Source organism: Fodinicurvata halophila, assembly GCF_042651425.1.
Taxonomy (GTDB): domain Bacteria; phylum Pseudomonadota; class Alphaproteobacteria; order Kiloniellales; family DSM-21159; genus Fodinicurvata; species Fodinicurvata halophila.
Map to the genome: position 1 here is coordinate 46,958 of NZ_JBHSCW010000007.1, position 20,005 is coordinate 66,962.

At 62.4% G+C, this 20,005-nt stretch carries 20 protein-coding genes; 16 read left to right on the top strand and 4 right to left on the bottom strand.

Going from position 1 to position 20,005, the window contains the following annotated elements; all coding sequences use genetic code 11:
* Nucleotides 1–75: 75 nt before the first annotated feature.
* Nucleotides 76–2,010 (bottom strand): molecular chaperone DnaK, encoded by a 1,935-nt coding sequence (dnaK, locus tag ACFOW6_RS12485; RefSeq protein WP_382422709.1) that lies wholly within the window; start codon nt 2,008–2,010, stop codon nt 76–78.
* Nucleotides 2,011–2,235: 225 nt separating this feature from the next.
* On the opposite strand from dnaK, the gene ACFOW6_RS12490 reads away from it, so the two are divergent.
* Nucleotides 2,236–2,511: a hypothetical protein gene (locus tag ACFOW6_RS12490; RefSeq protein ID WP_382422710.1), complete on the top strand. Its 276-nt coding sequence runs from the start codon at nt 2,236–2,238 to the stop codon at nt 2,509–2,511.
* Between the two features lie 32 nt (nt 2,512–2,543).
* On the opposite strand, the gene grpE is transcribed toward ACFOW6_RS12490, so the two are convergent.
* Both grpE and hrcA read right to left on the bottom strand, forming a co-directional pair.
* The gene (grpE, locus tag ACFOW6_RS12495; protein ID WP_382422711.1) at nt 2,544–3,206 is read right to left on the bottom strand and encodes a nucleotide exchange factor GrpE; all 663 of its coding nucleotides are present in this window, start codon (nt 3,204–3,206) and stop codon (nt 2,544–2,546) included.
* 68 nt (nt 3,207–3,274) lie between these two features.
* Nucleotides 3,275–4,351: a heat-inducible transcriptional repressor HrcA gene (gene hrcA / locus ACFOW6_RS12500; protein ID WP_449267365.1), complete on the bottom strand. Its 1,077-nt coding sequence runs from the start codon at nt 4,349–4,351 to the stop codon at nt 3,275–3,277.
* A 242-nt stretch (nt 4,352–4,593) separates the two neighbouring features.
* Here hrcA and rph point away from each other — a divergent pair, with 242 nt between their 5' ends.
* Genes rph through hemW form a run of 3 tightly spaced genes read left to right on the top strand, consistent with a single transcriptional unit; the run spans nt 4,594 to nt 7,153 of the window.
* Nucleotides 4,594–5,325: a ribonuclease PH gene (gene rph, locus ACFOW6_RS12505; RefSeq protein ID WP_382422712.1), complete on the top strand. Its 732-nt coding sequence runs from the start codon at nt 4,594–4,596 to the stop codon at nt 5,323–5,325.
* Entirely contained in the window at nt 5,322–5,927 is a 606-nt protein-coding gene (gene rdgB, locus ACFOW6_RS12510; RefSeq protein WP_382422713.1) for an RdgB/HAM1 family non-canonical purine NTP pyrophosphatase, read from the top strand. The genes rph and rdgB overlap by 4 nt, the downstream gene beginning before the upstream one ends.
* A gap of 29 nt (nt 5,928–5,956) precedes the next feature.
* On the top strand, nt 5,957–7,153 hold the full coding sequence (hemW, locus tag ACFOW6_RS12515; protein WP_382422714.1) for a radical SAM family heme chaperone HemW: 1,197 nt from the start codon (nt 5,957–5,959) through the stop codon (nt 7,151–7,153).
* Here hemW and ACFOW6_RS12520 read toward each other — a convergent pair.
* A complete protein-coding gene (locus tag ACFOW6_RS12520) occupies nt 7,146–8,399 on the bottom strand; it encodes a penicillin-binding protein activator (protein WP_382422715.1) in 1,254 nt (417 codons plus the stop codon). The genes hemW and ACFOW6_RS12520 overlap by 8 nt on opposite strands.
* Nucleotides 8,400–8,451: 52 nt before the next feature.
* Here ACFOW6_RS12520 and rsmI point away from each other — a divergent pair, with 52 nt between their 5' ends.
* The 12 genes from rsmI (at nt 8,452) to ACFOW6_RS12580 (ending at nt 19,870) form a co-directional block, all read left to right on the top strand.
* A complete protein-coding gene (rsmI, locus tag ACFOW6_RS12525; RefSeq protein WP_382422716.1) occupies nt 8,452–9,321 on the top strand; it encodes a 16S rRNA (cytidine(1402)-2'-O)-methyltransferase in 870 nt (289 codons plus the stop codon).
* A complete protein-coding gene (locus ACFOW6_RS12530; protein WP_382422717.1) occupies nt 9,318–9,680 on the top strand; it encodes a YraN family protein in 363 nt (120 codons plus the stop codon). Before rsmI ends, ACFOW6_RS12530 begins: the two co-directional genes overlap by 4 nt.
* A 176-nt stretch (nt 9,681–9,856) precedes the next feature.
* On the top strand, nt 9,857–10,429 hold the full coding sequence (locus tag ACFOW6_RS12535; protein WP_382422718.1) for a BON domain-containing protein: 573 nt from the start codon (nt 9,857–9,859) through the stop codon (nt 10,427–10,429).
* 27 nt (nt 10,430–10,456) lie between these two features.
* Nucleotides 10,457–11,311 (top strand): SirB1 family protein, encoded by an 855-nt coding sequence (locus ACFOW6_RS12540; RefSeq protein WP_382422719.1) that lies wholly within the window; start codon nt 10,457–10,459, stop codon nt 11,309–11,311.
* A 109-nt stretch (nt 11,312–11,420) separates the two neighbouring features.
* Nucleotides 11,421–12,377, top strand: a complete 957-nt coding sequence (gene gshB / locus ACFOW6_RS12545) for a glutathione synthase (RefSeq protein WP_382422720.1) — start codon at nt 11,421–11,423, stop codon at nt 12,375–12,377.
* A 42-nt stretch (nt 12,378–12,419) separates the two neighbouring features.
* On the top strand, nt 12,420–13,133 hold the full coding sequence (locus tag ACFOW6_RS12550; protein ID WP_382422721.1) for a ZIP family metal transporter: 714 nt from the start codon (nt 12,420–12,422) through the stop codon (nt 13,131–13,133).
* A gap of 15 nt (nt 13,134–13,148) precedes the next feature.
* Entirely contained in the window at nt 13,149–14,357 is a 1,209-nt protein-coding gene (locus ACFOW6_RS12555) for an MFS transporter (protein WP_382422722.1), read from the top strand.
* A gap of 134 nt (nt 14,358–14,491) precedes the next feature.
* Nucleotides 14,492–15,325: a TIGR04255 family protein gene (locus tag ACFOW6_RS12560; protein ID WP_382422723.1), complete on the top strand. Its 834-nt coding sequence runs from the start codon at nt 14,492–14,494 to the stop codon at nt 15,323–15,325.
* Nucleotides 15,322–15,813, top strand: a complete 492-nt coding sequence (locus ACFOW6_RS12565; RefSeq protein ID WP_382422724.1) for a hypothetical protein — start codon at nt 15,322–15,324, stop codon at nt 15,811–15,813. The genes ACFOW6_RS12560 and ACFOW6_RS12565 overlap by 4 nt, the downstream gene beginning before the upstream one ends.
* A 17-nt stretch (nt 15,814–15,830) precedes the next feature.
* Nucleotides 15,831–16,259 carry a hypothetical protein gene (locus tag ACFOW6_RS12570; protein WP_382422725.1) on the top strand — a complete coding sequence of 143 codons (429 nt, stop codon included), beginning with the start codon at nt 15,831–15,833 and terminating at the stop codon, nt 16,257–16,259.
* A gap of 288 nt (nt 16,260–16,547) precedes the next feature.
* Nucleotides 16,548–18,077 (top strand): YifB family Mg chelatase-like AAA ATPase, encoded by a 1,530-nt coding sequence (locus ACFOW6_RS12575; RefSeq protein ID WP_382422726.1) that lies wholly within the window; start codon nt 16,548–16,550, stop codon nt 18,075–18,077.
* Between the two features lie 80 nt (nt 18,078–18,157).
* Complete coding sequence (locus ACFOW6_RS12580; RefSeq protein ID WP_382422727.1) at nt 18,158–19,870, top strand: cation:proton antiporter; 1,713 nt, start codon at nt 18,158–18,160, stop codon at nt 19,868–19,870.
* The last annotated feature ends 135 nt before the right edge of the window (nt 19,871–20,005 follow it).

A 20,005-nucleotide genomic window follows, 5' to 3' on the forward strand; every position in this document is an offset into this window, starting at 1 on the left:
GCGATCCGGTTCTTCAAAAGACGAAGGATAAAAGCCGACGGGGCCGTAAAACGGCCCCGTCGGTCTTTTTCGCTATTACGCGGATTTGCCTTTCTTGTCGTCGTCGACTTCCTCGAAGTCGGCGTCGACCACCGAGTCATCCTCCGAGCTCGAATCCGCGGTGCTCTCCTCGCCGGTAGCACCATCACCCGTGGCGGCGCCACTTCCATCCTCGGTGTCATAGAGTGCCGCACCGACCTTCATGGACGCCTGGGACAGGGCCTCGGTCTTTTCCTTGATGGCCTCGAGGTCCTCGCCGTCCTTGACCTCCTTGAGGTCGGCGATGGCCTGCTCGACTTCGGACTTGGCCGTGGCGTCGATCTTGTCGCCGCTCTCGCTGAGGGTCTTCTCCGTGGTGTGGATCAGGCTCTCGGCGTTGTTGCGGGCGTCGATGAGCTCGCGCTTCTTCTTGTCGGCCTCGGCATTCTCCTCGGCCTCCTTGACCATGCGCTCGATGTCCTCTTCGGACAGACCGCCGGAGGCCTGGATGCGGATGGCCTGCTCCTTGTTGGTGGCCTTGTCCTTGGCCGAGACGTTCACGAGGCCGTTGGCGTCGATGTCGAAGGTTACTTCGATCTGCGGCACGCCGCGCGGGGCGGCAGGGATGCCGACCAGGTCGAACTGACCCAGCATCTTGTTGTCCGCGGCCATTTCGCGCTCGCCCTGGAAGACCCGGATGGTCACGGCGTTCTGGTTGTCCTCGGCCGTCGAGAAGACCTGGGACTTCCGTGTCGGAATCGTGGTGTTGCGCTCGATCAGCTTGGTCATGACGCCGCCCAGGGTCTCGATACCCAGCGACAGCGGTGTCACGTCGAGCAGCAGCACGTCCTTGACGTCGCCCTGGAGCACGCCGCCCTGAATGGCGGCACCGATCGCCACCACTTCGTCGGGATTGACGCCGCGGTGGGGCTCCTTGCCGAAGAAGTTCTTCACGTTCTCGATGATCTTGGGCATGCGGGTCATGCCGCCGACCATGATCACCTCGTCGATCTCGCCGGCGCTGACACCGGCGTCCTTCAGGGCCGACTTGCAGGGGCCGATCGTGCGCTTGACCAGGTCATCCACCAGCGCTTCCAGCTTGGCCCGGGACAGCTTGATGTTCAGGTGCTTCGGGCCGGAGGAATCGGCCGTGATGAACGGCAGGTTCACTTCCGTCTGGCTGCTGCTGGACAGCTCGATCTTGGCTTTCTCGGCCGCTTCCTTCAGGCGCTGCAGCGCCAGCTTGTCCTGGCGCAGGTCGATGCCCTGCTCCTTCTTGAACTCGTCGGCCAGGTACTCGATGATCTGGCTGTCGAAGTCCTCGCCGCCCAGGAAAGTGTCGCCGTTGGTCGACTTCACCTCGAAGACGCCGTCGCCGATTTCCAGGATCGAGATGTCGAAGGTGCCGCCGCCCAGGTCATAGACCGCGATGGTGCCGGACGTCTTCTTGTCCAGCCCATAGGCCAGCGCGGCTGCCGTGGGCTCGTTAATAATGCGCAGCACCTCCAGGCCGGCAATGCGACCGGCGTCCTTGGTGGCCTGGCGCTGCGAGTCGTTGAAGTAGGCCGGCACGGTAATGACCGCCTGCTCCACCTTCTCGCCGAGATGGCTCTCCGCGGTCTCCTTCATCTTCTGGAGAATCTGCGCGGAGATCTGGCTCGGGCTGTACTTCTCGCCATTCACCTGGACCCAGGCGTCGCCGTTCGGCCCTTCCACGATCTGGTAGGAAACCAGGTCCTTGTCCTTCTTCGTGGTCGGGTCGTCATAGCGCCGGCCGATGAGTCGCTTGATCGCGAAAAGCGTGTTTTCCGGATTGGTGACCGCCTGACGCTTGGCCGGCTGGCCGACCAATGTTCCGTCTTCGGTGAAAGCCACCATGGAAGGTGTGGTACGCGTGCCTTCCGTATTCTCGATCACCCGTCCGTCCTTGCCGTCCATTACGGCGACACAGGAGTTCGTCGTTCCGAGGTCGATACCAATAACTTTGCTCATTTATATCCTCTCTTTCGCAGCAGACTTCTGAGACAGCCTCATAAAGCGCCGTCCCTAGTCCCTTGGAGGTCCGGTCCGGGGGACCAAAAAACCTGTTGATCTTACCAGAAGGCGGCGAATGCCGCTTACGTCCGCATATATAAGGCTTTCGACCCAGCCTACAAGGCGCGCAGCGGCTTTCTTCTTCAGCTTGTCTCGCTTCGGGGAAAGGGGCAGGATGAGTTCATGCTCTACAGGAACCGACCGCCCTTCCCCGACAATCGCATATATCTGACGATCCTCTGGTTGATGGTGGTAAATATTGTGGTCGGGGCCTTGCTGGCCCTGTTCGGCGAACGGGTTTTCGACAGTTCCGCGCTTGCGCATTTCGGCACCGGCCTGATGCTGGTGGCGGGCATTGTCTACTTCTTCTTCCGCTGGCTGGGGCTTCGGGAAGGCGTACGCCGGCGCCAGGCCGCCTCCCGCGACCAAGCGGAGGGTGAGCGGCCCGGACAGGATTGAATCCTGAGGGGCCGGCGGATGCCGCCGGCCCCTCAGGCCTGGGTGTCTACCTGTCCGCCGGGTCCGTTCTGGCTGCTGCCCTTGGAGACGGCCACGCGCGCCGGGCGCAGCAAGCGGTCGTGCAGGATATAGCCAGGTTCCAGGACCTGGGAGATCGTTCCGGGCGGATAGTTGGGATCCTCGACCTCCACCATGGCTTCGTGATAGTGCGGATTCAGGCGTTCGCCCACCGGGTCGATGCGCTTGATGTGGTTCTTCTCGAAGGCCTCCAGCAGGGATTTCTCCGTCATCTCCACGCCGGTCATCAGGCTCTTCAGGTGCTCGTTCTCCTCGGCGGCGCCGGCGGGCACGCTGTCGAGGGCGCGCCGCAGGTTGTCGGCAACGCTCAGCAGGTCCTTGGCAAGACCGCCGCCGGCGTACTTGACGGCCTCGTCACGCTCCTTGCGTGCCCGATTGCGGATATTCTCCGCATCGGCCATGGCGCGCAAAAGCTGATCCTTGAGCGAGGCGATCTCCGCGCGCAGGGCTTCGGTCTCGTCGCCCTCCGTTTCGTCCGGGGTTGCCTCATCGCCATCCCTCTCCTGCTCGGCGACGGCAGATGGGTCGAACTCCGAGTCCATCGTGTTCTGGTCCTCCGTGAATTCCTCTTCCGTCGAGGAATCGGGCGTTTGGGTTTGCTGCGGACGTTTTGCCATGAGTCCTTTCCGAATAATAACTGATACAGACTGACTATCTGTGTGAGCGAGGCGCCCGTTTTAAGGGGTCAGCCGATCAAGCGACCGATGACCTTCGCCGTGTAGTCCACCATTGGTATGATCCGGCCATAGTCGATGCGTGTCGGACCGATCACGCCGATGGCCCCCACGATCTGCTGCCGGCTGTTGTTGTAAGGCGCGACGACCATGGAGCATCCGGCCATGCCGAACAACTCGTTTTCAGCGCCGATGAAGATCTGAACGCCTTCGGCGTCGTCGGTCAGGTCCAGCAGGCGAAGCAGGGCTTCCTTCTTTTCCAGCGCCGTGAACAGCTGCCGGATGTGCTCCAAGTCCTCGAGAGCCTGAACGTCACTGAGCAACTGGGCCTGGCCGCGCACGATCAGGGCACCGCCGCTGGAATTGTCGGCCCAGGTGGCCAGTCCGGCCTCGACCACGCGCGAAGTCAGTTCGTCCAGGCGCGCACGCTGCTCCTCCAGCTCCTTGTTGACGATCTGTCGGGCATCTTCCAGCGTGCGGCCGCGCAGGTGAGTCGAGAGGAAGTTGGACGCTTCCACCAGGGAAGACGGCGGCAGGCCCACAGGCACGTCGATCACGCGGTTCTCCACGTTTCCTGACTCGCCGACAAGCACCACAAGGGCCCGCCCCGGGCCGAGTGACACGAACTCGATATGCTTGAGGGTATCGTCCTGCTGCTTCGGGGCAAGCACGAGCCCGGCGCAGTGCGATAGATCCGAGAGCAGGCTGGTGGCCTCCTCGAGAACCTGGGAGAGGCTGCGTCCGGAGGCCGCACACTGTCCCTCGATGATCTCGCGTTCGTCCTGTCCCAGATTGCCGTGTTCGAGCAGGCCGTCCACATAAAGGCGCAGGCCTTGCTCCGTGGGCAGCCGCCCGGCCGAGGTGTGGGGGGCCACCAGCAGTCCCAGCTCCTCCAGGTCGGCCATGACGTTGCGGATCGTGGCCGATGAGAGATCCAGACCCATGTTGCGCGACAGCGTGCGCGAGCCCACAGGGGCGCCGGTTTCCACATAGGCATCGACGATCATGCGCAGAATTTCACGCGAACGCTCGTTCAGCGCGCCCAGTTCGGGGCGGGCGGCAAAAGACTTTGAGGGACGCTTGGACATGGAGGTCATGAGATCGATTATACCGGAGAAACACTGCAGGCCGAGAGCAAACTTCACCCTCGCCAATCACACGCAGAGCATTTAGTCCGTGACGTGAGCGGTTTCAACGGCCCCTATGCGACTGGACGGCCCTGCTTCCAGGCGTTAGGTTCGCGCCGTTTCACGGCAGTTTGTCCTGTCAGACCGATGCCTCCAGGGGCCTCGGCCCGTTCTGCCTATCATATGCAATAGGGAGGTCGCCCATGCGTCCCAGTGGCCGGTCCACCGACCAGCTTCGCGAGATTACCCTCGAAACCCATGTCAACAAGTATGCCGAGGGCTCCTGCCTGGCTCGCTTCGGGGACACCCATGTTCTGTGCACGGCCAGCGTGGATCCCGGCGTGCCGGGCTGGCTGCGCAACAGCGGACGCGGCTGGGTGACCGCGGAATACGGCATGTTGCCCCGGGCCACCGACGGGCGGACCGATCGCGAAGCCGCGCGCGGCCGTCAGAGCGGCCGGACCCAGGAGATCCAACGCCTGATCGGGCGCAGCCTGCGAGCCGTGACCGACATGAGCGCGTTCGGCGAGCGTCAGATCCGCCTGGACTGCGACGTACTGCAGGCCGATGGAGGAACGCGCACGGCGGCCATCACCGGAGCCTATGTGGCGCTCTACATTGCCTTCGAGCACCTGCGCCGTCTGGGTGTTGTCGAGAAGGTCCCGCTGTCCGAAGAGGTGGCGGCCGTCTCCTGCGGGCTCTTTCGCGGGATCCCGGTGCTTGACCTGGACTACGCGGAAGACTCCGAAGCCGGTGCCGATGCCAACTTCGTGATGACGGCGAGCGGCGGAATCGTGGAAATCCAGGGCACGGCCGAGGATGTCCCCTTTACGCGCGAGGCGTTCGATCATCTCATGGAGCTGGCCGAAAGCGGCATTCAGCGATTGACGGAGGTTCAGCGCGCCGCCCTGGGCGAACTGGGGGGTGCGGCATGACAGCCAGGGCTTTGCTCGGCGAACGCCTGGTCATTGCCAGCCACAACCCGGGAAAGGTCCGGGAGATCGAGGCGCTGCTGACTCCCTTCGGTATCGAGGTGGTCTCGGCCGGAACGCTGGAGCTGCCCGAGCCGGAGGAAACCGGTCACACCTTTGCCGAGAATGCCGCCTTGAAGGCGGAAACCGCGGCCGAGTCCTCCGGGCTGGCCGCCCTGGCCGATGATTCCGGTCTCGTGGTGCCGGCACTCGACGGAGCGCCCGGTATCTACTCGGCCCGCTGGGCGGGGCCGGACAAGGATTTTTCTCACGCCATGGAGCGGGTGAACCGCGAACTTGGCGAGAGTCGGGACCGGCATGCCTATTTCGTCTGTGCGCTGGCCCTGGCGCGACCCGGAGAGGAGATACGGATCTTCGAGGGGCGAGTGGATGGCGTCCTGCTCTGGCCGCCCCGGGGCGAGCGGGGGTTCGGCTACGACCCCATGTTCCTGCCCGACGGCCGCAGCGAGAGTTTCGGCGAGATGGATCCGGCCGAGAAGCATGCCATCAGTCATCGCGCCCGCGCCTTTCGGGATCTGGACTCCTGGCTGCGCAAAACGGAGTGATGGCACAGGTGCAAACGGAAATGGCTGTCTTGGAAACCGATAGCAAAGCGGAGGCCTCGCAGGCCGGCTTCGGACTGTACATTCACTGGCCCTTTTGCCAGTCCAAGTGCCCCTATTGCGATTTCAACAGCCATGTGCGCGAGACCATCGATCAGGCACGCTGGCGTTCCGCACTGCTGAACGAGCTGGAGCACTTTGCCCGTCGCACCCGGGGGCGCCGCCTGACCTCTGTTTTCTTTGGCGGCGGCACGCCGTCCCTGATGGCACCGGACACCGTGGGTGCGCTTCTCGAGCGCCTGCCGCAGCACTGGCAGCTGGCCGAGGACCTGGAGGTGACGCTCGAGGCGAACCCGACCTCAACGGAGGCCGAGAAGTTCGCCGCCTATCGGGCGGCCGGCGTCAACCGCCTGTCGCTAGGGGTGCAGTCCTTCGACGACGAGGCACTGGCCTTCCTGGGCCGCCGTCACTCGGCCGCCGAGGCGCGCCAGGCTATCGCGCTGGCCCGGCGGCATTTTCCGCGCTTCTCCTTCGACCTGATCTATGCGCGGCCGGACCAGAGCCTCTCGGCCTGGGAAGACGAGCTCCAGGCCGCCTTGCAAGAGGGAACGGAGCACATCTCGCTCTACCAGTTGACGATCGAACCCAACACCGTCTTTCACGGCGACTGGCGCCGCGGCGAACTGCACCTGCCACCCGAAGAGCGCCAGGCCACTCTCTACGAGCGCACCGCCGAGATCCTGAAACCGGCCGGGCTGCTGGGATACGAGATCTCGAACTATGCCCGTCCCGGTGCGGAGAGCCGCCACAACCTGGTCTACTGGCGCTATGGCGATTACCTGGGCATCGGCCCGGGCGCGCACGGGCGCCTGACCCTCGATGGTCAGCGCTATGCCTTGCGCCAGCACCGGGCTCCCGAGGCCTGGCTGGAGAGCGTGGAGCGCCAGGGCCATGCCACGCGTGCGGACACCGCCCTGACGCGCGAGGAGCGCCTTACCGAACGCCTGATGATGGGGCTGCGGCTTGCGGAGGGGATCAATCGCGCGGATGTGGAATCCGAACAGGGCCGTTGCCTGGAGGAACTGCTGGACCGGGACCGGCTCACCGCGCTTTGCGAGGAAGGCTATCTGGAACTGACACCACAGCGCCTGCGCGCCCTGCCGGCGGGGCGCCAGCGCCTCGACGCCCTGCTGGGATACCTGCTGGGCCGAACGCGCGCCGCTAGTTGATCAGCGGTTCAAAGCTGTCCGGCGCCGCCTCGAGACGCTCGAAACCGTCACTGCGCAGTTCGTAGACGGCCAGGCCGCGTTCCACCTCGCCCTGGGGCCGCAGGCGGAACAGGCCGTCGACGCCGGTATAGCCGTCACTGCTGGTCAGAACCTCTTCATCATAAACGACGGGATTGTCGCCGCCCTCGGCGTCCCGGGCCAGAGCGGCGGCCAGGGCCGTGGTGTCGTAGGCGATGGAGGCCACCCGCGGCGGTTCATTGCCGTAGAGGTCCTCATACTGCCGGGCGAAGGTGCGCCAGTTGTCCCGTTCCGGTGCGGCGAACCAGCCGCCGACCAGGATCTGCTCGCGTCCCAGATTGCCGTTCTCCCACAGGCGGGAGCCCAGGAGCTGGACGTTCTCTGGATTGATGTCGTAATAGGGCAGCAGAGGGGCGATGTTCTCCACCTCGCGGCCGCCGGCCGGGATCAGCAGGGCGTTGAAGCCGGTGGCACCAGGGCCCGCACTGCCGGTGACGGTCTGCTCGCTGCTGGTCTGGCTGGCGGACTGGGCGAGACCCCGGACCTCGCTGGTGATGTCCACGGCCTCGGGGTCGTAGGAGGCCTGACGCGTGATCTCCGCTCCGTAGCGCGAAGCGGCCTGCTGTGCGGCCTGTTGCACAGCCCGCCCGAAGGCATTTCGCGGCGTCAGCAGGCCAATGCGGCTGCGCCCCTGTTCGGTGGCGTACTCGATGACCCGGGTGATGTCGTTGGAGGGGCCGATGCCCATGACATAGATGCCCGGCGCGGCCACTTCGCGATTGTTGGAGAAGGCCAGTACCGGCACGCCGGCCCGCGTGGCCTGGGGCTCGATGGCGGATACGGATTGCGAGAAGAGCGGCCCCAGGACCAGCTGGACGTTCTCGTTCAGGGCCTCGTCCATGGCGTTCTGGGCCTGCCGGGCGGTATCCCCGGCATCCTTCACGACCAGTTCGAAGTCCTCGCCCGCAAGCCGGAAGAGTGCCATCTGGGCTGCGTTGACCAGGCTGCGGCCCAGTTGGCGGTGCTCCCCGCTCAGCGGAGCCAGCAGGGCCACCCGGATGCGTCCGTCTTCGGCGGCCGGAGGCAGTCCGTCGTCCCTGTCGCCGAACTGGGCACTGTCTTCCGGTTGTTGCGCGCCGCTGTCCGGCTGCGTAGCCTGCTGGGTCTGGCAGGCGGCAAGGCCCAGGATCAGGAAAATGGCGAGAAAACGGGTGGGCAGCAGGCTCATGGACGATCTCCTAACAACAACGTGGCCTTCCGGCTAAAGGTACGGAACAGAAATGCAGTCCCCTTCACATCCGCTGGCCCCGCAGCTTTACCTTGTCGCGGTGCCGATCGGCAACCTCGCAGATATCACTTTACGTGCTTTGGATGTTCTTGCACGGGTCGATCTTCTGGCCTGCGAGGACACGCGCATGACCTCACGCCTGCTGCAGGCCCACGGCATAGAGCGTTCTCTCACAGCCTATCACGAGCACAATGCCGAACGGGTCCGCCCGAAGCTGCTGGAAGCGCTGAGCGGTGGCAAATCTGTGGCGCTGGTCAGCGATGCGGGAACGCCCCTGGTCTCTGATCCGGGCTACAAGCTGGTCCGGGCCGTGCAGGAGGAGGGCTTCGAGGTCACCGCGCTGCCCGGCGCCTCCGCTGTCCTGACGGCACTCACCATCTCCGGGCTGCCGCCCGACCGCTTCTATTTCGCGGGATTCCTGTCCTCGCGCAGCGGCGCCCGGCGCAACGAGCTGCAAGGCCTGCACGAGGTGCCGGGCACCCTGATCTTCTATGAATCCCCCAATCGGGTAGCGGACAGCCTGCAGGACATGGCTCACATCCTGGGTGCGGGACGGCAGGGAGCGGTGACGCGGGAGCTCACCAAGTTCTACGAGGAAGTGCGTCGCGGTACGCTGGAGGAGCTGGCGGCCCATTACGCCGACGCGGGCGCCCCCAAGGGCGAGGTCGTGATCCTGGTGGCGCCCCTGTCGCAGGCCGCACGTGCGGCCGAGGCCGAGGCCAAGCTGGATTCACGCCTGCAGATGGCCCTGGCGGAGGACAGCCTGCGCGATGCCGTGGACCGGGTGGCCTCGGAAAGCGGCTTGCCGCGCCGGCGCGTCTACAATCGGGCGCTGGAGCTGACGGGGAAGTCCGGGAAATGAGCAGTACCGCCCGCCATGCGGCCTGGCTGCGGGGGCGTCGGGCCGAGGCGCTGGCCCGCCTCTGGCTGCGCATGAAGGGCTATCGCATCCTGGCCCAGGATCTGCGCACACCTGTGGGAGAAATCGATCTGGTCGTGCGGCGCGGACGCGTGGTGGCCTTCGTGGAGGTCAAGTACCGTGGCGCGCACGAACAGGCCCTTGCCTCCATCAGCGATCGCCAGCGCCGGCGCATAGAGCGGGCCGCGGAATTCTTCCTGGCCCGCAATCCCGGCTGTGCGGACGCCTTGTTGCGCTTCGACGGCCTGCTGCTGGCACCGGGGCGCCTGCCCCGTCACCTGCCCGATCTCTGGCGTCCGTGACCGGCCGGCTCTATTTACGAATCTTGGGGATTGCGTATGATTTCCCTGTCCGGCCCGGCCGGATCAGGTTCAATTCTTTGGGGGACCCAGCTTTGCATCGGCAAGCGGATCAGGCAGGATTCCGCCCAGGAGATGTCACTTCCGGCGTCCCGGGCATCGGGGCGCCGGCGCTCCTGGTGCTTCTCCTCATGCTCTGCGTGGCGGCTACAGGTTGTACGCGTACGGGAATGGTCGTCGGCGCGGCAGCCACCGGTGGCGTGGCGGCCAGCAAGGACAAGGGCTTCGCCACGGCGGCAGATGACACGCGCATCCGCTTCCAGCTGAACACCCTGCTGCTGCAGGAAGGCTTCGACATCTATACCTCGGTGCACCTGCAGGTGGAAGAAGGGCGCGTGCTCCTGAGCGGAAGCGTCCCGACGCCAGAAGACAAGGTGCAGATCTTTCGTCTGGCCTGGCGCCCGGAAGGGGTCAACGAAGTGATCGACGAACTGCAGGTCGAGGATAGCTCGGGCCTGAGCGACGCGGCCCTGGATCACTGGATCAACCTGCGCCTGGATGGGCTGCTGCTGTTTGACGTGGAGGTCAAGGACATCAACTATTCCACCGAGGTGGTCAACCAGAAGGTTTACCTGATCGGGGTCGCACGCAGCCAGGACGAGCTCGAGCGTGTGGTGGCGCATGCCAAGTCTGTGCCTTATGTGAGAGAGGTCACCGAATACGTGCGCCTTCTGGACCAAGAGGACGGATAGGCAAGAATAAGGACAAGGAGGTCACGGGTGAACAGCATACCCGCAACGACCCGCAAGGATATCGAGGACGAACTGCGGCGAGTCGGCTCGCTGCCGAACGGAGAGATCAACCTGGCGCGCACGGCCCTGCTGCTCGCGGCCCGGGAGCGACCGGCGGTCGACCTCTCCGCCTATGAGAACCACCTGTCCGAAATGACCCGGGAGGCCGGCGCCCGTTTGGTGGCGGAGAACAGCGGAGAGAGCCTCGAAGGCATCATAACGGCAATCAACAGCGTGCTCTACGAGCAGTACGGCTACCGCGGAGACGATGAAAACTACGACGATCTCAGCAATGCCGACCTGTTTTCCGTGATCGACCGCCGCCGCGGCCTGCCGGTGGCCCTGGGCATCCTCTACCTGCACATCGCCCGCCGGCTCTACTGCGAGGCCGATGGCCTGTCCTTCCCCGGCCATTTCCTCATCCGCGTAGGCTATGGCGGTGAGCGGCGCGTCCTCGACCCCTTCAACGAAGGCCGCAGCTGCACCCCGGCCGACATGCGCCAGCTTCTCAAGGCACTGGCCGGGATCGACGCGGAACTGACGCGCGAACACTATGCGGCCAGCAGCGACCTGCAGATTCTCCTGCGGCTGCAGAACAACCTCAAGCTCTGCCTGCTGCGCGCCCAGAAGGCCGACGAGGCCCTGCCGGTGGTCGAGAGCATGCTGTTGCTGGCCCCCGAAACGCCCGACCTCTGGCGCGAGGCCGGCCTGATTCACAATCACCTGGGACAACTGCGGGAGGGTATCCATGCGCTGGAACAGTACCTGAACCTGGCCGGTCCCGATGAGCATCGCCAGGAAACGGCCCAGCTGCTGGAGGAAATGCGCGGGCGTTTGAACTGAACCGGGTCCGGTCCTGCGGGCCGGGCACTGATATCTCTGGGAAAATCCCGCGCGGGATGCTACGCGTTCCGAAAGTTACAAGGACGTCGCCTGTGATCGAGGAGTAACCATGTCACTTGCCGTCGCTTTCCAGATGGATCCGGTGGAGCCCATCGACATCAACGCCGACAGCACCTTCGCGCTGGCAATCGAGGCGCAGCGCCGTGGACACGGGCTGTACCATTACCTGCCGCAGGACCTGACCTACTGCGACGACCGCGTCTATGCCGCCCTGCGCCCGGCTGTCTTCCAGCGTGAAGCCGACCGTCCTGCAACGCTGGGCACGCCGGAAACGCTGGACCTGGCGGGCATGGACGTGGTCATGATGCGTCAGGATCCGCCGTTCGACATGACCTATATCACGGCCACGCATCTGCTGGAGCACCTGCCGCCCTCCACCCTGGTGGTGAACAATCCGGCTGAAGTGCGCAATGCCCCCGAGAAGCTGTTCGTGACCCACTTCCCCGAGCTGATGCCGCCCACAATGATCACGCGCAGCAAGACGGAGGTCGAGGCATTCCGCCGCAAACACAGGGATATCATCGTCAAGCCGCTGTTCGGCAACGGCGGTGCCGGTGTCTTCCATCTGAAGGAGGACGACGAGAACCTGAATTCGCTGCTCGAGCTGTTCACCCAGATCTCACGCGAGCCGGTGATGGTGCAGAAGTACCTTCCGGATATCCGCAAGGGCGACAAGCGGATCATCCTGGTTGACGGACAGCCGGTGGGCGCCATCAATCGCGTTCCGGCCGAGGGAGAGGCCCGCTCGAACCTGCACGTGGGCGGCAAGGCCGTGGCCGTGAAGATGTCTGAGCGCGACCGGGAGATCTGCAACACCATCGGACCCCTGCTGAAGGAGCGCGGCCTGATCTTTGTGGGCATCGATGTCATCGGCGACTACCTGACCGAGATCAACGTGACCTCGCCCACTGGCCTGCAGGAACTGGAGCGCTTCGACGACGTCAATGCCGCCGGCCTGATCTGGGATGCCATCGAATCGCGTTTCCAGAACCTGCTTCCGGAGTAACACCTGGCGCCGCGCAGGAGCTGTACCGGAGCGGGGGATGCCATGCCTGAGGTGCTGAGCGCCATGAGCTACGCCCTGCTGGCCGGTGCGGCCATTCCGCTTGGCGGCTTCGCGGCCCGTGTCGAGCACATCCGGCCGGATTGGCTGGAGACGGAATTCCGTCATTCCGTGATCGCCTTCGGCGGCGGCGCTCTGCTGGCTGCCGTGGCCCTCGTCCTGATTCCCGAGGGCATGAAACTTACCTCCGCCGCATTGGCGCTGCCGGCGTTCGTCCTGGGCGGGCTGTTCTTCTTCCTGATCGATTGGCTGATCGCCCGTGCCGGCGGTTCCGCGTCCCAGCTGATGGCCATGCTGCTGGATTTCGTACCGGAATCCCTGGCTCTCGGGGCCATGCTGGTCACCGGCAAGGCTGCCGGCCTGCTGCTCGCCGGGCTGATCGCCTTGCAGAACCTGCCCGAGGGCTTCAACGCCTATCGGGAACTGCGGCGTGGCAGCGGCCTGTCGGCAGGGCGCATCCTGGCCGCCTTCTGCGGCATCGTGCTGTTGGGTCCGCTGGCTGCCTGGATCGGCTTCAGCCATCTCCATGCTCTGGAGAGCCTGCTGGGCAGCATCATGTTCTTCGCCGCCGGCGGCATCCTCTACCTGAATTTCCAGGATATCGCGCCCCAGGCCTATCTGGAGCGTCACTGGGCACCGCCCCTGGGGGCGGTGGGCGGCTTTCTTCTCGGGCTGTGGGGGCATATGCTTCTGCACTAGAAGCAGGGGAGAGGCATGGCGACGGCGGCGAACACGACGGAAACGGCAAGCGCGAACAGGACGGCGTTCCTGGTGTTGGGTGCCCTCAGTCTCTGCCATTTCCTGAACGACATGATGCAGTCGCTGCTGCCGGCGATCTATCCCGTGCTCCAGCAGAACTTCGCTCTCACCTTCACCCAGATCGGCATCCTGCACCTGGCCTTCCAGGTCACGGCCTCGCTGCTGCAGCCGGCGGTGGGGCTCTATACCGATCGGCGCCAGCGCTTCCGCCTGCTTTCGGTGGGCATGGGCTGCACGCTGGTGGGGCTGCTGCTGCTGGCCACGGCGCAGCACTACCTCTTCCTGCTGTTCGCGGCCTGTGCCGTGGGGCTGGGGTCCTCCATCTTCCATCCCGACGCCTCGCGCCTGGCCCGCACGGCCTCCGGTGGGCGGTTCGGCCTGGCCCAGTCGATTTTCCAGGTCGGCGGCAACACGGGCACGGCTGTGGGCCCGCTGCTGGCAGCTTATGTGGTGCTGCCGCTGGGCCAGCCCGGGATTGCCTGGTTCTCGGCCGTGGCTCTGCTCGGCATGCTGATCCTGTGGTGGGTGGGCTCCTGGGCAAAGCGGCAGCATCGCCAGGCCCGGACACGATCGGCCTCGCCTGCGCCGGCCCTTCCGCTGCCGCGCCGGCGCGTGCTCTTTGCCATCGGCGTGCTCGCGGTGCTGATCTTCTCCAAGTACGTCTATCTCGCCAGCCTGACCAGCTATTACACCTTCTACCTGATCGAGACCTTCGGGGTGACCATCCGGCATTCGCAGATCCTGCTGTTCGTCTTCCTGGGTGCGGTGGCCGTGGGCACCATCCTGGGCGGACCGCTGGCCGACCGCATCGGGCGGCGGCCGGTGATCTGGATCTCCATCCTGGGCGTGCTGCCCTTCACCCTCATGCTGCCCCACGCCAACCTCTTCTGGACCGGCGTCCTGTCGGTGGTCATCGGCCTGGTGCTGGCCTCCGCCTTCTCGGCCATCGTCGTTTATGCGCAGGAGCTGGTGCCTGGGCGCGTGGGCCTGATTTCCGGGCTGTTCTTCGGCTTCGCCTTTGGCATGGGCGGCCTGGGCGCCGCCATCCTGGGGGTCCTGGCCGATGCCTACGGCATCGGCTTCGTCTATCAGCTCTGCGCCGTCCTGCCCTTCCTCGGCCTGCTGACGGCCCTGCTGCCAAAGGAGGAAAGCTTAAAATTATAACTAGAGATATTTATATAAAACTAGAGAAAGGTAGTTAGATTAAGACATGTCCTAGGTTACAAACTGACAAAAGCAACTTTACAGGAGTCCTAAGGCTTGGCATGCTCGTCAACCGCGTCAAATAAGAGACCTCTATGAGCACACGTCCTGGACATTTACCAGATTTCACATCTCCTCCTCTGATAGAGGTTGCATTGGGCGTGCAATTCACACCGTTAGAGAATTTGCAAACTTTACACGGTGGAATCATATGGGAGGCGTATAAGGACAAATATCCATATACTAAAGAATTGCCTCCTTTGCCTCACGTATTGGAGACATTCGGAAGACGCCAAGTACATTCTTCTATTCCCTTTAAGTTAAGCTTACAAGATAGGCCGGATGTACCTAGGTATTGGTTTATATCCGAGAATAATGATCAATTAATACAAATACAAAAAGATAGATTTTTACAAAACTGGAGAAAGGAAAGCTCAAAAGCAGAATATCCTAGGTATGAATCAATAAGAGAGGATTTTTTTTCTAACTATAAAACTTTTTGTCGAACACTTGCTGACATTGGGTTTGCCGAACCTGACATAAATCAGTGTGAAATAACATATATTAACGAGATTGAATTCTCGTCTGAAAAATCAAATATTAACGACTTTCTTTGTAAGATACTTCGAATTTGGAAGAGCGATGTATTAAATGGAGAACCTGAATTAGAGAATATAAAACTATCATGGTCATCAATACTAAAATCTAAAGACTCAGAAATTGGAAGATTGCACACAAAATTAAATACAAAGTATCTAGAAAATGATGGTGAAGCTATTAGGCTTCAGCTAACGGCAAGAGGCATGCCTTCAGGATATAATATTAAAGATATAGAAGATTTTTTTGATTTTGGCAGAGAAGAAATAGTTAATTATTTTACAAAAATTACTACAGATAGTATGCATGAAATATGGGGGAGAAAAAAATGAGTGCCATACGATGGGATAGCATGACTGAAGAAACTTCAGAATGGAGTGAATTTTATGCACCTGACAATATTTATGCCCTTACAGAGCATAGAAATTACATAGAACCTGAAAATTCTGACGAACGATTGCCTAATACTTACCCCTCAGAATTAAGAGAAGTATTTTTAAGATATTCACAACTTCTTAATAAAAAGAAGGGTTGGGATGGATATCGGGGGAAACCTATTTCCACTGACTCTTTTTATTTTTCTCTCATATTGCTTCAGTATGTACTCGGTGAAAACCAGTCTGTAAAAGCACAAGTGGTTCCACTTTCTTATGGGGGAGTTCAAATTGAATGGCATTCTCTAAAAGGAGATCTTGAAATAGAAATTGAGAGAGCTAATAGATTTAGAGTTTATTTTGAAGATGTGGAAAATGAGGAAGTATTAGAATTCGAGGGAACTAATAATTTTACAAATGTTCAGGCCCTCCTTAGTCGACTTTGATAACCTAAGGGGGGCGTATGAATAGTATTACTAGAGATGAAAATGGAATAATTGTACCATACGATGATCCCAATATCAAAAACGATGAAGCACTTATCAGGTATTTCAGTAAAGATCATATAGTCCGAGATGATAAAGCTCCAAACGGCTATCGTCTAAGCTCAGGTACCTTTAGCCCATCTTCTGAGCCTCACCATGGAATATCTGTAGACTTAGAAAATCAAATGCTTCAAGACGGCCTACCTTCCGAGGGTCAATGTTCTCCGGAGAACGGAGCTGTTAGAGTATTGGCCAGCATTCCTCGTGAAGAGAGCTTGATGGTTGGCACCTCTCCAATGGAGGGAAATCCATATCATGCAGAAATTTGGGGGGCGGGAAGGCGTATAAGTAAGCGTATTGCTAGGTTTCTTGTCAGAAATTCAGCTATTGTTAAGTATCCAGGGTAATATGCTATTTACGAACCGAGAAATATTTATATTAAGATATATACAATACTTTACCAATTTCAATAGTATAACTTTGTCTACCAGTTCTAAGCTGTCCTGTTCTTCCTGGGTCGCTGACGGCCCAGCTGCCTCAAGAATTGCGACGGCGCTCTGAGCCTAAGGCCAGCGATCATAATAATGAATTCGGAATTCAATCAGATACAGGCAAAAGACGCCTGAAAAAGGTCGACTTTCGAACAGGCTTGCCGTAACACCAAAAGGTGGTGGTGCACGGGCGGGGAGCGTTTCATGGTCGCGCGTATCGGAACGGTGGCCTTCCAGGGGGTCGAGGTTGTGGACGTGGATGTCCAGGTGCAGGCCACCGCGGGCATGCCGAACTTCCTCGTGGTGGGGCTGGCCGACAAGGCAGTGGGGGAAAGCCGCGAACGCGTCAAGGCGGCGCTGACGGCCCTTGGCCTCTCGCTGCCGCCCAAACGCATCGTGGTCAACCTGGCGCCGGCCGATCTGGTCAAGGAAGGAAGCCACTACGACCTGCCCATCGCCTTGGGACTGATGGCCGAGATGGGCGTGCTGCCGGCGGACGCGCTGGCCACCCACCTGGCTCTGGGGGAGCTGTCCCTGGACGGGCGGATCAATCCCGTGGCCGGCGTGCTGCCAGCGGCCATCCATGCCTCGGCCCGCGGCCAGGGGCTCATCTGCCCGGCGGCGCAAGGCGGCGAGGCTGCCTGGGCGCCGGATATCGAGGTCCTGGCGCCGCGCGACCTGCTGGCGCTGGTCAATCACATCAAGGGCACGCAGGTCCTGGGCCAGCCGCAGGCCGCCTTGGCCGATGACGGCACGAACCCGCCCGACCTGGCCGAGATCAAGGGCCAGGAGAGCGCCAAACGCGCACTCGAAATCGCGGCCGCAGGGTCTCACAACCTCCTGATGACCGGCCCGCCCGGATCCGGCAAGTCCATGCTGGCCCAGCGCCTGCCCGGCCTGCTGCCACCGCTCAGCCCGGCCGAGGCGCTAGAGGTTTCGATGATCCATTCCGTGGCCGGCACCCTGGCGGAGGGCAAACTGCTCCAGACCCGGCCCTTCCGAGATCCGCACCATTCGGCGTCCCTGCCCTCGCTTGTGGGTGGCGGGCATCGTGCGAAGCCGGGCGAGATCTCGCTGGCGCATCACGGGGTCCTGTTCCTGGACGAGCTGCCGGAGTTTGCCCGCGCGACGCTGGAATCCCTGCGCCAGCCCCTGGAAACGGGCCGTGTCTCAATCGCCCGGGCCAATGCCCATGTCACCTATCCGGCGCGCGTGCAGCTGGTGGCGGCGATGAATCCCTGCCGCTGCGGCCATCTGGACGATCCGGGCGCGGCGTGCAGCAAGGCGCCGCGCTGCGGCCAGGATTACCAGGCCCGCATCTCGGGCCCGCTATTCGACCGCATCGACCTGCACGTGGACGTCCCGGCGGTCAGCGCCGCCGACCTGGCCCTGCCCCCGCCGGCGGAGACCAGCGTCGACGTGGCCGCTCGCGTCGCCTCGGCGCGCCTGCGACAGGCGCGGCGCAATGCGGCTCAGGCAGACAGCGCGGCGGGGCGTGTTCCCAGCAATGCGGAACTGGACGGCCAACAGCTGGAAGCCTGCGCCGAGCCCGACAGCGAGGGACGCAAGCTGCTGCAGGAGGCGGCCAGCCGCATGAAACTCTCGGCTCGCGGCTATCATCGCGTACTACGCGTGGCCCGGACGCTCGCCGACCTGGACGACAGCGACTGTGTGCGCCGCCTGCACATTGCCGAGGCGCTGGGCTATCGACGGGTCATGCCGGCCATGGCCTAAGGCGCCGGAACAGGGTCTTTCTCCATCCCGCGGGCATGCTAGGCTGTCCTGACTCTGCAAGCCGATTCGGGATGGGGCATTTGGAGCACATTGACCAGACGATCTTCTATGAGGTCGCGGGCCTGCTGGGCCTGGCGACCCTGGTGGGCATCATCGGCGTGTCCCTGAGGCAGCCCCTGATCGTCTGCTTCATTGCCGCCGGCATCATCGCGGGCCCGGATGTTACCGGCTTCGCCAGCGCCAACGAGGCCATTTCCCTGCTGGCCGAAATCGGCATTGCGCTGCTGCTCTTCCTGGTGGGGCTCAAGCTGGACCTGCAGCTGGTCCGCACGCTGGGGCCGGTTGCCGTGGCCACAGGCCTGGGCCAGGTGATTTTCACCTCGGTGTTCGGCTATTTCATCTGTCTGGGACTGGGCCTGGATCCGCTGACCAGTCTCTATGTGGCCGTGGCGCTGACCTTTTCCAGCACCATCATCATCGTCAAGCTGCTGTCCGACAAGGGCGAGATCGATTCCCTCTACGGCCGCATCGCGCTGGGGTTCCTGATCGTTCAGGACATCGCCGTGGTGGTTGCCATGGTGGTGCTTTCGGCTGTGGGCATCGGCGCGGGCGCCGGTGGGGATGGCGGGACCATGGCGGTCCTGACGGCATTGGGCGGCGGGCTGCTCATGGTGGCCGCGGTGGTGGTCTTCATCCGCTACCTAGCCGAACCCCTGCTGCGGCGGCTGGCCCGGGTGCCGGAACTGCTGATCATCTTCGCCATAACCTGGGCGGTGATCTTCGCGGCCCTGGGCGAGATGGCCGGTGTGGGCAAGGAGCTGGGCGGACTGCTGGCCGGTGTCTCCCTGGCCTCCTCCACCTATCGCGAGAATGTGGCCACCCGCCTGTCCAGCCTGCGCGACTTCCTGCTGCTGTTCTTCTTCATCTCGCTGGGCATGGGCCTCAACCTGGACCTGTTGGGTGATCAGGTGGGACCGGCCGTGATTCTCTCGCTTTTCGTGCTGATCGGCAATCCGCTGATCGTGCTGATCATCATGGGAATCATGGGCTATCGCAAGCGCACCGGCTTCCTGGCCGGCCTGACCGTCTCGCAGATCAGCGAGTTTTCCCTGATCTTCATGGCCATGGGACTCTCGCTGGGCCACGTGGGCGACGAGGCCATGGGCCTGGTGACCCTGGTGGGCCTGGTGACGATCATGCTGTCCACCTATCTGATCACCTATTCGCAGACACTCTATCACCTGCTCGAGCCGCTGCTGGGCATTTTCGAACGCCGTATGCCCTACCGTGAGCAGAGTGAGGAGGAGGCTGTCATCGAAGGCCGCTATGACGTCATCCTCTTTGGGCTGGGGCGTTACGGCCGTGGCATCGCACGAGATCTGATGGCACAGGAGAAGTCCCTGCTGGGCATCGACTTCGACCCGGAAACCCTCAAGCGCTACCATGCCCGGGGATACCCGGCGCTCTATGGCGATGTCTCGGATCCCGAATTCCTGTTGCACCTGCCCTATCGGCAGGCGGAATGGGTCATCATGGCCACCCCGCCGCAGCGCACAGGTGTGATCGGGGTGGATCAGCGGGTCGCCCTGATCCAAACCCTGCGCGATGCCGGTTACACGGGCCGGATCGCGGTAACCAGCCACGATCTCTGGGACGCGCGCCAGATGGTGAAAGCCGGCGCGGACGTGGTGCTCAACCCCTTCAGCGACGGGGCGGCCCGGGCCGTGGAGAAGATCACCGGCCAGCCGGTCCGCCAGGAGGAGGAGATCTTCGGGGCGGGACAGGCCTCCTGATCGACTGAGGGCGGCAGTGGCATGATTCAACCGGCTGCGTCGTGCGAAAGGACTTGTCAGGCGCCCCCCGCATCGTCTTATGTCTGCGCCGCGAGGCAGCTGGTGGCCGATGGGCGGTTGACCGGCAGCAGCAGA